General features: G+C 61.9%; 11 protein-coding genes. 4 read left to right on the forward strand and 7 right to left on the reverse strand.

The window, feature by feature from the left end; all coding sequences use genetic code 11:
• Positions 1–220: 220 nt before the first annotated feature.
• Complete coding sequence (locus tag J4F42_16880; GenBank protein ID MCE2487192.1) at positions 221–562, forward strand: XRE family transcriptional regulator; 342 nt, start codon at positions 221–223, stop codon at positions 560–562.
• Between the two features lie 35 nt (positions 563–597).
• Here the strand turns inward: J4F42_16880 and J4F42_16885 are convergent, their stop codons facing one another.
• The 7 genes from J4F42_16885 to lon are packed head-to-tail and all read right to left on the reverse strand — an operon-like array spanning position 598 to position 9912.
• Complete coding sequence (locus J4F42_16885) at positions 598–2109, reverse strand: NAD(P)/FAD-dependent oxidoreductase (GenBank protein ID MCE2487193.1); 1512 nt, start codon at positions 2107–2109, stop codon at positions 598–600.
• 37 nt (positions 2110–2146) lie between these two features.
• The gene (locus tag J4F42_16890) at positions 2147–2632 is read right to left on the reverse strand and encodes a VOC family protein (GenBank protein MCE2487194.1); all 486 of its coding nucleotides are present in this window, start codon (positions 2630–2632) and stop codon (positions 2147–2149) included.
• Between the two features lie 33 nt (positions 2633–2665).
• Positions 2666–3661: an AIR synthase family protein gene (locus J4F42_16895; protein ID MCE2487195.1), complete on the reverse strand. Its 996-nt coding sequence runs from the start codon at positions 3659–3661 to the stop codon at positions 2666–2668.
• Between the two features lie 18 nt (positions 3662–3679).
• Entirely contained in the window at positions 3680–5092 is a 1413-nt protein-coding gene (locus J4F42_16900) for an insulinase family protein (GenBank protein ID MCE2487196.1), read from the reverse strand.
• A 55-nt stretch (positions 5093–5147) separates the two neighbouring features.
• Entirely contained in the window at positions 5148–6527 is a 1380-nt protein-coding gene (locus J4F42_16905) for an insulinase family protein (GenBank protein ID MCE2487197.1), read from the reverse strand.
• A 22-nt stretch (positions 6528–6549) separates the two neighbouring features.
• A complete protein-coding gene (locus J4F42_16910) occupies positions 6550–7416 on the reverse strand; it encodes a UTP--glucose-1-phosphate uridylyltransferase (protein ID MCE2487198.1) in 867 nt (288 codons plus the stop codon).
• Between the two features lie 45 nt (positions 7417–7461).
• The gene (lon, locus tag J4F42_16915; GenBank protein MCE2487199.1) at positions 7462–9912 is read right to left on the reverse strand and encodes an endopeptidase La; all 2451 of its coding nucleotides are present in this window, start codon (positions 9910–9912) and stop codon (positions 7462–7464) included.
• Positions 9913–10052: 140 nt separating this feature from the next.
• On the opposite strand from lon, the gene J4F42_16920 reads away from it, so the two are divergent.
• From J4F42_16920 to J4F42_16930, 3 genes are all read left to right on the forward strand, one after another.
• Complete coding sequence (locus J4F42_16920) at positions 10053–10481, forward strand: DUF2203 domain-containing protein (protein MCE2487200.1); 429 nt, start codon at positions 10053–10055, stop codon at positions 10479–10481.
• A 12-nt stretch (positions 10482–10493) separates the two neighbouring features.
• Positions 10494–11243, forward strand: a complete 750-nt coding sequence (locus J4F42_16925) for an HAD family hydrolase (protein MCE2487201.1) — start codon at positions 10494–10496, stop codon at positions 11241–11243.
• A 446-nt stretch (positions 11244–11689) separates the two neighbouring features.
• Positions 11690–11935 (forward strand): hypothetical protein (locus J4F42_16930; protein ID MCE2487202.1); only part of this gene is annotated, 246 nt, incomplete at its 3' end.

Raw genomic sequence — 11935 nt, forward strand, 5'->3', positions numbered from 1 at the left:
ATCCTGTGGTCCTCCGCCCTCGGCTGCTATCACACGACCGCTCCAATGGCTACAACCTATCGTGAACCACTCTAGCGGGTGTGGTCTATGTCCTCCATACGTTTCAGAAGAAGTCTAAGCGCGGTATCCAGACCAAAAAGCAGGATGTTACGCTGATGCGACAACGCCTGAAAGCTGCTGAGCAGCATTATCAGGAGCATTACGCTCCAAGGAAAAAGCCATGAGTGCAGCCATCAAAGTCACGCCTTCAAGCGGGAATGTCTTCGCTGATCTGAACCTGCCGAATCCTGAAGAGCGTTTGGTGAAAGCGACAATCGCCTTGAGCATTGGGGAACTGATTGAGAAACGCGGCCTCACCCAAGAGGAAGCCGGGACGCTTCTTGGCTTGCCACAATCAAGTGTCTCGAACTTGGTCCGGGGCAAACTGGAGAAGTTCAGCATAGACCGGTTGCTTCGCTACATGCGAAAGCTGGACTACGATGTGACCATCAGTTTTAAGCTCAAGCCCAAGTCGCGCGAGGAGGCGACCATGACCGTTGAGGGAACCCCAATCTCGGCCTGAGCTGCGTCCTTGCAATATGGGAGTATGCTGTTGGCTCAGTCGGCCACCTGTGCCGGCATGTCCGCAGCGACAGCCTGGCGCGGCGCGGACGGCAGCCGGCTGAACTCCAGCGCACCGTCTTCAATCGAGCCGTAGGCTACCGACCAGACATCGCGCATATAGTTCTGGTACGCTTTCCAGGGCACTTGTGAGGTCTGCTTGGGAAAGGCGTCAATCGCGCGCTGGATATAGCCCGAGGTGAAATCCAGCAGAGGCTCAAGCTCGATATCCGGGTCGTGGGGGCGCGGGCGGCACTGGTCGTAGCCCTTGGCCCGCATGTGGTTGAGCAGACGACACACGTACTCGCAGGTGAGGTCGCACTTGAGCGTCCAGGACGTGTTGGTGTAGCCGCTGACCAGGGCCATGTTCGGTACATTGCTGAACATCAGACCCTTGTAGGTCAGAGTCTTTGAGAAATCGGTTCGCTCGCCGTCGACCGTCACCTCAAGACCGCCGAGCAACTGAAGATTGAGACCCGTGGCCGTCACGATCAGGTCGGCCCCGAGTTCTTCGCCCGAGCGCAGCCGAATACCCCGCTCGGTGAAGCGGTCGATGTGGTCGGTGACGACCGAGGCCCGGTCGGTCTTGAGCGCGGCAAAGAAATCGTTGTCCGGCGCCAGACACATGCGCTGTTGCCAGGGGTTGTAGTGGGGGCTGAAATGCTGCTCAACGTCGTAGTCGGGGCCGAGCGTGGCGCGGACACGGCCCAGCAGAAAGGCCCTGGCTCGCTCCGGGTAACGCCGGCAGAACCAGAAAAAGCCCAGTCCCAGGACCACGTTTCTCCACCGGGTCAGCCTGTAGACGAGGCTGTTGGGCAGAAAACGTCGGAGCAGATTCGCCAGATGATCCTCCGACGGCATGGCGACAATGTAGGTCGGCGAACGTTGCAGCATGGTGACGTGTGCTGCGGTCTTGGCCATCTCGGGCACCAGGGTCACGGCGGTCGCGCCGCTGCCGATCACCACTACGCGCTTGTCCGCATAGGTGATGTCTTCCGTCCAGTGCTGGGGATGGACGATTTGCCCCCGGAAGGTGTCGGTTCCGGCAAACTCCGGCGTATACCCCTGGTCGTAGTTATAGTAGCCGCTGCACATGAAGAGGAAGTTGCAGGTGAAGCGGCAGGGTTCGGCCGTATCGGTCCGCTCGGTCTCTACCGTCCAGCGTGCCTCGGTTGTTGACCACGATGCGCGCTTGACGTGGTGGCCGAAGCGGATCTTGTCCATGATACCGTACTCTGCGGCCGTCTCATTCACATAGCGCAGGATCGCCGGTCCGTCGGCAATGGCCTGGGGATCGCTCCAGGGGCGGAACGAGTAGCCGAGCGTGTACATGTCCGAGTCCGAGCGAATGCCTGGATAGCGGAAGAGGTCCCAGGTCCCTCCGATTGTGTCGCGTCGCTCAAGAATGGCGTAGGTCCGGTCCGGGCAGCTCGTCCACAGATGATAGCCGGCAGCGATCCCGGACAGCCCCGCCCCGACAATCAACACGTCAAAATGTTCCACGTTCATGACTCCAGTAGCCCAGTGCAGGTCTTGTCCATACTGCTCACGAACGCTGGCCGGCCGCTTCGTTGTCTTCAAAGTTTAGGGGCGGGAAGGAGGCCATTGACTGGCTGTCCTGACGACGAAACCGCTCCAGGCCGTCCGGGCCGACATCACAGTACAGCTCCAGCCTGTTGCCGGCTGGGTCGCAGAAGTAGATGCTCTTGGTAATGCCGTGATCCACCGCCCGGACAATCGGAATGTCGTGCTGCTTCAGGGTGCGGTAGCAGTCCTTGAGCGCCTCAAAGTTTTCGACCTGAAGGGCCACGTGGTGGAGGCCGACCTGCTTGTCCTTGGGGTCGTCAGCCTCGGGCGGGACCTCCAGCACGGCCAGGTCGTGGTGCTGCTCGCCCAAAGAGAAAAACACTCCACGGGGCTGCGAGAGACGGTTGACCACCTCAAAGCCCATGACTTGGGTGTAGAACTGTTCTACCTGATCGATATTGCGAGCCTTCAAGACCACATGACCAACTTTTTTCGGACGAATCATCGGCTGTCCCTCCTTGGTCTCCCAAGCTTACCATCACGACAGGAGCTTCGCCAACTCGTCGGTCTCACTGTACACAAAGTCCGTTGGCTTACCATTGACGAACGCGGCGATGCCGGGTTCGGCCCGTACCGAGCCAATCACCTGGCCGGCGATGCCCTCGGCCTCAAGACTGGCCCGCAGTGCCGGCCAGCGCCGAGGCGGAATCGTGAGCAGCAGAGTCCCGGAACTAATTAAGCCCAGCGGGTTGATCTGAAAGTAATCGCAAATATCCCGCGTCAGCGGCAGCACCGGAATCGCGTCAAGCTCGACCCGCAGGCCGTGGTCCGAGGCCGAGGCCAGCTCGTACAGCGCCATGGCGATGCCGCCCTCGGTCGGGTCGTGCATGGCGCTGGCGCCGTGCCGGGCGGCCAGGCCAGCTTCGGTGACAATGGAAATGGCGAGTGTCTGAGCCAGCCGGCGGGTCTCCTGCCAGCGCGCCGCTCCAAGTACGGCGCGGAGTTCATCGGCCTTTTCCGCAATCAGAATGCTGGTGCCCTCCAGGCCGGCCGTCTTGGTCATGACGACCAGGTCGTCCGGTCGGGCTCCGGCTGAGGTGACCAGACTGGCCTTGTCGACCGTTCCGTACATGGTGCCGACCACAACCGGTTGACTGACCGCCCGGGTCACCTCGGTGTGACCGCCGCTGACGGTCACCCCGAGGCTTTGGCAGGTCTCGTCTATTTGGCGAAACACGTCGCGGACGGTCTCCCGGTCCGTGTCCGGGGGAAACAACAGACAGGCCTGAAACCACTGCGGCCGGCCGCCCATGGTGGCGATATCGTTGGCGTTGATATGGACAGCGTACCAGCCGAGACGCTCGGTGGTGAAGGTGACCGGATCGGTCTTGACCAGCAAATACTGCTCGCCCATGTCGATAACCGCGCAGTCCTCGCCAAAGCGGGGGCCGACGACAACCCGCGGGTCTGCCATGCCCCGGTGGCTGAGGCAGGTCTTGAGCAGCTCAACCGGCAGTTTCCCAATCGGCAGCATGGCCTGAACAGACGGCGGCTAGGATTGGTGGTCGCGGGGCCGGGTCGGTTCGGCCATCGCCTCTGCCGGTGGCTCAGGGGGCGGCGGGGTCAGCTCGGCCTGTTCCAGATTGGCCACGACCACCTGCAAGAGTTTATCGGGGTGCAGGTATTTCTTGGCCACCGCCTTGATCTGGTCCAGGCTCAGGGCCTGAATAATGCCTGGATAGCGGTCGGGATAGTCGAGACCCAGCTCGTAGAATTCGAGGGCCGGCAGCAGGCTGGCAATCTGCCGGTTGGAGACCAGTCCCAGCGGGTAGCTGTTGACCAGATAGGCCTTGGCCGCGTCGAATTCTGCGACAGTCGCCCCTTCTTCGATATAGCGCCGCATGATGCCAACCGCCTCCTCAATGGCCTGTGTGGCGCTGGCGTTTTTGGTTTGCAGGACGATCCGAAAGGGACCGGCGTGTTTGCGGCTGCTGAAGCGGCTGCCCACGCTGTAGACCAGGCCCAGATCCTCACGAATGCGGTCGTTCAGACGCGAGCCAAAGCCACCCGCGCCGAGAATATAGTTCATGACCCGGATGGCGTAGATATCCGGATTGTGGCGGGCCACACCCGGATGGCCAAGGATGATATTGGCCTGACTGACCGGCCTGTCGATGAGGACTTGATCGGCAGCCGGGGCGGGATCGGCCGGCCAGGTGAGCGGGGGCAGGGGGGCGGGTTGCCAGCCGCCCAGGTGACGAGCCAGGAGTTCCTGGGCCTGGGCTTGGGTCAGGTCTCCGGCAATCCCGATGATCGCGTTATTGGGGCGGTAGTAGGTGTGGTGGAAGCTGACGATGTCCGCCCGGCTGAGGGCGGCCAGGGTTTCCGGCTCGCCGTCGATCAGGCGTCCAAACGGGTGCTTGGCGTATAGTTTCTCCTGAAACGCCTTGTTCGCCACCCAGCCCGGGTCGTCTTCCTGACTGCGGATGCTGCCCAGGACTTCGGTCCGCTTGCGCTCAAATTCCTCGGCCGGGAAGGTCGGATGAAGCAAGACCTCGGCCAGCAGGCCAAACGAGGCCTCAAGGTTCTTGGTCAGGCTGGTGACCAGCACGGTCGTTGTTTCGTAGTCGGCCGAAACCGACACCGAGGTGCCCAGGAAGTCGAGCGCTTCGGCCAGGGCCTGAGCGGTGTACTGTTGGGTGCCGCGGGTCAACAGCAGCGCGGTCAGGTTGGCCACGCCGGCTTTGTCTGTCGGATCGGCGGTTGAGCCGGTTTTGAGGGTGATGTTCATGACCACCATCGGCACGCCGGGGCGTTCGGCCAGCAGGAGGATGGCCCCAGTGTCCAGCACGGTCCGGGTGGCCAGAGGCGTGGCTGCGGCCGGACCGGGCAGCAGGCCCACAGTGCCCAAGACGGCGAGCAGACCACAAAAACGGGTCAAGCTTTTCGCACGCTGAGAGGACACGTTTCCTCTTTTCAACAGGCGGGCGGAAAAATGCATGCGTATCTCCCTCACTCTCCTAGTGGACGATCCGGTCGCCCACGCCGCCGCTGGGTCGCTCCCGGATGGGCGGACCCTCAGGGATCAGCACTCCCACCGTGCGGTTGTCTTCCCGTAAATAGGTCTGGGCGACCCGCTGGACTTCCGAAGCGGTGACGGCGCGCAGATTTGGCACGACGCGCTGCACCAGCCGCCAATCGCCCAGCGAGGCGTACTGCCCGATCTGCATTGCCCGGTAGAACAGGGAATCCTGGCCATAGATGAAGTGCGACTCGACCAGGTTTTTGGCCCGCTCGAGTTCGTGGTCGCTCACCGTCTGTGTTTGAAGCCGCTCAATCTGCTCAAACAGCGCGGTTTCCGCAGCCTGCCAGGTTTTGCCCGGGGCGACCCGCATCGACAGGGTGAACAGGGTGGCGTCTTTTGCCGTTTCGTCATACCCGGCGCTGGCGCTGAGAACCAGCGCCTGTTCTTCGACCAGGGTTTTCTGCAAGCGTGCGCTCCGCCCGCTGCTCAGGATAACAGACAGGACCGACAGGGCCGGGCTGTCCTGTTCGTGCAGGTTGGGCACGTGGTAGGCGGCAATATACACGGGCAGGGCGGCAGGGCGTCTGAACACGATCCGACGCTCGCCACGCTGCGGCGGCTCAAGCGCGGTAACCGGGGGGGCGGACGGACCGGCCGGAACCGCGCCGAAGGTGGCGTGGATTTTGGGCAGAACGGTCTGCCGGCTGATGTCTCCGGCAACGACGAGGATGGCGTTACCGGGAGCATAATAGGTCTGTCGATAGTGCTTGACCTGATCCAGGCTGATGGTCTCCAGGTCGCGTTGCCAGCCAACGACCGGCCAGGCGTAGGGATGGGCGGTATACGCGGTCGTGCTGACCTGTTCCCACAACTCGGAGCCTGGGTCATCGCTGGTGCGCAGGCGGCGTTCTTCCATCACAATCTGACGCTCGGCCTCAAGGTCGGTCTGGTCGAGGTTCAGATTGGCCATGCGGTCGGCTTCAAGCTCGAGCATCAGGTCCAGGTGAGCGGTGGTGAAGCGCTCAAAGTAGACGGTGTGATCGGCGCTGGTAAAAGCGTTGAGGCTGCCGCCGCGTGTTTTGACCAGGCGGGTAAACTCGCCCTCGCCGTATTTCGGAGTGCCGCGAAACATGAGGTGTTCGAGCAGGTGCGAGATGCCGGTGATGCCCAGCCGCTCGTTCCGCGAGCCGACCTTGTACCACACCTGGAGGGTGACGACCGGCGCCCGATGATCCTCGAGCACTAAGACTGTCAGGCCGTTGTCCAGCTGGTCCTGGCTGACCTGCCAGCCGTCTTCGGGAGTCTGGCCGAAAGCGGGTGTCAAGAACAGGGGCAGAAGCAGCAAAAGAGCCAGTCCTGTCCAAGAATAGCGCATGTCACGTCCCTCCGAGTGATATCTACGGCTCATCCATGAGTTCCTGCATGACTGCGCGCAGCCGGTCGCGCAGCTCGGGCTTGTGGTAGGCCAGCCGGAGTGTGGTTTCGAGCAGACCCGGCAGTGTGCCAACGTCGTGCCGACGCCCGGTAAAGGCATAGCCGTACAGGCCGTGACGCTGCTGGAGCACGCGCAGGCCGTCCGTCAGCTGGATCTCCCCGCCCGCCCCGGCTTGCACCCGGCTCAGAATGGGAAAAATCTCGGGAGGCAGCACATAGCGACCGATAATGGCCAGATCGGACGGCTCGGTGCCGGGCGGAGGTTTTTCAACCAGGTCTGAAATGGCATACGTCCGGGGCGCTTCCTGGCGGCCGGCAATGACGCCGTAGCGATGAATGTGCTGGCGCGGGATCTGCTCCAGGGCCAGCACGCCTTTGCCCGTGCGTTCATAGACCTGGAGCAGCTGGGCGCTCAGCGGTGGGTCAGCCTGGCCCAGATCGTCGGGCAGGATGACGAGGCAGGGCTCATCGCCAACGGCCTCCCGGGCGCATAAGACGGCGTGGCCCAGGCCGCGGGGCTCGTCCTGGTACACACAGCTGACACTGACGCGGCTGAGCAAGGCGTTGAGACCGGCCAGCCGGTTCTCGGTGTCCCGGTCGGCCAGCCGCCGTGCGTCAGGAGCAAAATAGCGTCCGATGTCGTCTTTGGAGCGGCTGATCACAAAGATGATATGGGTAATGCCGGCGGCGCTGGCCTCTTCAACCACGTACTGGCTGGCCGGTCGGTCGACGACGGGCAGCAGTTCCTTGGCCGAGACCTTGGTGACCGGCAGCAGACGGGTGCCGAGCCCGGCGGCCGGAATCACCGCTTTTTTGACGGGGGTGATCACAGGAAATATGGGAGGCACGGCGGAGCAGGGCTCCACCGACACGGATCAGGACGAGGTCGGGGCCTGGACGCTGGCCTCCGGTGTATCGACCGGAATGGCCTGCCGGGACAGGGCCACGTCTAAGACCTCATCAATGTTGTCGACAAAACGAAACTCCATTTCCTCGCGGACGTTGGGGGGCACATCCTCAAGGTCTTTTTCGTTTCGTTTGGGTAGAATGACCGTTTTGACCCCAGCCCTGCGCGCGGCCAGGGTTTTCTCTTTGACCCCGCCGATGGGCATGACCTTGCCGCGCAGGGTGATCTCGCCGGTCATGGCGAGATGCGGATTGACCGGTCGGTTGGTCAGCAGGGAGGCCAGCGCGGTGGCCATGGTGATTCCGGCCGAGGGTCCGTCCTTGGGGATGGCGCCGGCCGGCACATGGATGTGCAGGTCGCAGTTCTCGTAAAAGTCCGGGGCCACGCCCAGCCGGTTGGCCTTGGATCGGATGTAGGACAGCGCGGCCTGGGCCGACTCCTTCATTACCTCGCCCAGTTGGCCGGTGAGGGTCAGGCCCTTTTTACCGGTCATGCGGGTGGCTTCGATGAACAGGATATCGCCGCCGTTCGGCGTCCAGGCCAGGCCAATGGCGACGCCCGGGTCCTGGGTGCGCTCGGACACCTCGGAGAAGAATTTTTCGGGACCGAGCAGCTCGGTCACTTTTTCCGCGGAAATCGTGGCCTTGTCGGTGTGTCCCTCTGTCACCGCCCGGGCGATTTTGCGGCACACGCTGCCGATCTCGCGCTCCAGGTTGCGCACGCCCGCCTCGTGGGTGTAGCTCCTGGCGATTGTGAACAGCGCCTCGTCGGTAAACTCAATCAGGTCGGTGGTCAGGCCGTTTTCGGTGATCTGCTTGGGCATGAGATGGCGCTTGGCAATCTCCAGCTTCTCTTCTTCGGTATAGCCGGCCAACTCGATGATCTCCATGCGGTCGCGCAGGGCCGGCGGCACCGGCTCGAGATAGTTGGCGGTGGTGATGAACATGACCTTGGACAGGTCAAACGCCACATCAAGATAGTGGTCGGCAAACGAAAAGTTCTGTTCCGGGTCGAGCACTTCAAGCAGGGCCGAGGCCGGATCGCCCCGAAAATCCATACCCAGCTTGTCGATCTCGTCGAGCATGAACAGGGGATTGTTTGATCCGGCGGTCCGCAGCGACTGAATAATCCGACCCGGCAGCGACCCGATATAGGTCCGGCGGTGGCCCCGAATCTCGGCCTCGTCGCGCACACCGCCCAGCGACAGGCGGATGAACTTGCGACCCATGGCCCGGGCGATGGAACGCCCCAGCGAGGTTTTGCCCACACCCGGCGGACCGACAAAACACAGGATCGGTCCTTTGGGGTCCTGGCGCAGCTTGCGCACGGCCAGGTATTCGAGAATGCGGTCCTTGATCTTTTCCAGGTCGTAGTGATCCTCGTCCAGCACCTGGCGGGCGTGAATCATGTCCAGATTGTCGTCCGTGGTGACTGCCCAGGGCAGGTTGACCAGCCATTCGAGATAGGTCCGGACCATGGAGTGCTCGGCCGATTCGGGAGGAATCAGGCGCAGCCGTTCGAGCTCATTGTCCGCAGCCTTGCGCGCCTCCTCGGGCATCTTGGCCTCTTCGATTTTCTTGTGCAGATCCTCGATCTCGTTGGTCTTGGCGTCGCCCTCGCCGAGTTCTTTCTGGATCGCCCGCATCTGCTGGCGAAGATAAAATTCCTTCTGGTTCTTGTTCAACTCGCTCTGGACCTGAGACTGAATCTTCTGCCCGAGTTCGACCAGTTCGCCCTCCCGATTCAGGATCGTTGACAGTTTTTCCAGGCGCGCTTTGACATCGAGCGTGTTGAGTAGGTCCTGCTTTTCGTCGACCGAGATGTTGAGGTTGGAGCCGACCAGGTCGGCCGCCCGGCCGGGGTCCTTGATGTTCATGACCACGCCCTGCAACTCGTCCGGCAGGTAGGGCACCTGGGACACGAACTTGGCAAACTGGCTGACGAGATGGGCTTGGCGCGCGTCGAGATCGACTGACGGGGGGACGACATCGTCCAGGTGGGCCACGCTGGCCCGCAGGTATGGCTCGTGTTGCAGATAGTCCCGGATTTCAATCCGTTTCAGTCCCTGGACCAGAATGCGCACGCTGCCGTCGGGGTATTTGAGCAGTTTCAGAATCCGTCCGGCACTGCCCCGGGAAAACAGGGCGCTGGCGTCGGGATTCTCGTCTTCAGGGTTTTTTTGCGCGGCCAGGCCGAGGAGATTATCCGTGTTGCGACAGTCTTCGACCAGTTTGAGAGAGGAACTCCGGGAGATCAGCAGGGGAACAACGGCGGAGGGAAAAATCACTACCCCACGCAGGGGAAGAATGGGGAGTTCGGTCGGGACAACGACCTCTCCGAGATCTTCTTCAAAGCTGACGACTCCGTGTTCTTGCCCCTCCTGCCCCTTTTGTTCCTCTTGTTCCTCGCCAGCACGCATCCTAATGTTTGCCATCAGGCCTCCTCCAATTCTGGGCTGGTATGCACCATCCTGGGAAAAACCATAATACATGGCCTCTGCTTGCACAAGGGGTAAAGACTGGATACAAGCATAGGGTCGCTCACCTTAGAAACACTGTTATGAAACACGACAAACTGTTCAGCCTCGAAGAGGCCAACACCTTATTGCCACACATCGAGCTCATCATGGAGCGGATGCAGCGCATCGGCATCCAGGTTCGGGAGGAGATTGGCGGGCTGCTCTACGAACGCCAGGAGGAATCCCTGCCCGACCTGACGACCCCCGAGCTGCTGCGCCTGCGGCCCGCCCTGGCCCCGCTGTTTGAGAACATGGCTCAGGCTGTCCAGGACATTGAGCAGCACGGCTGCGTGTTCAAGGATTTGGAGTTGGGTCTGGTCGATTTTCCGGCCCGGGTGGGTGAGGAAGAGATCTACCTGTGCTGGCAGTACGGCGAAAAAGAGGTCGCCTACTTTCACCGTCAGTCCGAGGGCTTTGCCGGTCGGCGCCCCATTGGCGAGCGTTCCGGCAAGCTGCCCTCTCAACACTAGCCAGAGGCGGGTGTGAAGTCGTATCGAGCCGTCTTGTTTGACCTGTTCAGCACGGTCGCCCTGTTTCAGGCCGAGCGTTTGCCGCTGTTCGCCTGGAAGGGACAGACCGCCCGGTCGACCATGGGTGGGCTGCGGACGATGATTGAGGAAAAGGTGACGGCGGCGCCTTTTGAGCAATTTTTTGCCGCTCTGTCCGAGGTCAATCGGGAATTTGCCGAGCGTCGGGCCCGCGACCTGCGCGAGATCCCGTCCCGGCAGCGCTTTGAGTCGGCTCTGGTCCGGGTCGGCTATCCGTCCGGTGAGGCGACTCAGCAGCTGGCCCAGGAGCTGTCGCTGACCCATATGGGGCTGTTGGCCCAGGCGACCGAAATTCCGGCTGCCCATATCCGGTTTCTGAAGCGTGTCCACGCGGCCTATCCGGTCGCCCTGGTCTCGAATTTCGATCATGGACCCACTGCCCGGCTGATCGTTGACCGGGACGGAGCTGCCCGGTACTTCCACCAGATCGTCATTTCGGACGACCACGGCTGGCGGAAACCCCACCCCAAGATTTTCACCGATACCCTGGATCTGCTCCAGGTCGCGGCCCGGGACGCCCTGTTTGTGGGCGACTCGCCGCACGACGATGTCCTGGGCGCCAAGCGGGCCGGACTTGACACGGCCTGGGTCAACGCCGCCGGGGCAGACTTGCCCGGGGGCATCCCAACGCCGGACTATACGGTCCGGGCCATCCCTGAGTTGGCTTCCATCTTGTTCGACTAGCGGGCGTGCCGGGCTGGCGGGACGGTAGCCAAAATTGTCGTCTTGCAACGTGGATTCGCCCCTCTGATCTGACGGGGATGGACACGATTTCAGCGGGCAAGTATCGTGCGGGCAATTCTACCTTATCGGGGTCCCGATGGTGGATGTTGGTGAAAGTCTGTGGCGAACCGCCAAAGGTGGTATTCGCTCGGATGTGGGGGGCAATCACATCACTCTTCTTCTGAGTTCACGATGCCGCCCTGCGTGGGGTGGCTTCTTTCTCCTGTGTGCCGTTCTGCTCGGTTTGGTCATGGCCGCGCCGGTGCAGGCCGAGGACTGCGCCGCCGTGCCCGACGACCAGCCGGGGACGCGTCCTGAGCCGACGCGTGAGGATACTGATAATGATGATATAGACGAATAGTTTCGGGTGTGAATTCGATGAGACGAGCGGTGGGGTAAGGGTGACCTTGACCTACGATGCCAGTTTGACCGTGGACCGCGTAGGCGACGACCCAGCAGTCCCGGACCCTAACTCACCGGGGGATCCTTACAAGCCCGGGGCTTACACCTGTTTGCATTACTACGACACGAACGGAGATCTCCTGAAGGAGATCTCGCACAAGGAGAATAACGGGGTACGATTTGATGGAAATCGGCTCACCTTCGAGTACGAGCATCCGGATGATATCGGGTGCGAAGAGGGAGAGGAGGTG

The sequence above is a fragment of the Desulfurellaceae bacterium genome (assembly GCA_021296095.1).
Classification (GTDB): domain Bacteria; phylum Desulfobacterota; class Binatia; order Bin18; family Bin18; genus JAAXHF01.

Excerpts from the sequence above, each read along its gene's own strand:
- J4F42_16895 (MCE2487195.1), bottom strand. The coding sequence starts at position 3,661 with ATGCTGCCGATTGGGAAACTGCCGGTTGAGCTGCTCAAGACCTGCCTC.
- J4F42_16905 (MCE2487197.1), bottom strand. The coding sequence starts at position 6,527 with ATGCGCTATTCTTGGACAGGACTGGCTCTTTTGCTGCTTCTGCCCCTG.
- lon (MCE2487199.1), bottom strand. The coding sequence starts at position 9,912 with ATGCGTGCTGGCGAGGAACAAGAGGAACAAAAGGGGCAGGAGGGGCAA.
- J4F42_16880 (MCE2487192.1), top strand. The coding sequence starts at position 221 with ATGAGTGCAGCCATCAAAGTCACGCCTTCAAGCGGGAATGTCTTCGCT.
- J4F42_16920 (MCE2487200.1), top strand. The coding sequence starts at position 10,053 with ATGAAACACGACAAACTGTTCAGCCTCGAAGAGGCCAACACCTTATTG.
- J4F42_16890 (MCE2487194.1), bottom strand. The coding sequence starts at position 2,632 with ATGATTCGTCCGAAAAAAGTTGGTCATGTGGTCTTGAAGGCTCGCAAT.
- J4F42_16885 (MCE2487193.1), bottom strand. The coding sequence starts at position 2,109 with ATGAACGTGGAACATTTTGACGTGTTGATTGTCGGGGCGGGGCTGTCC.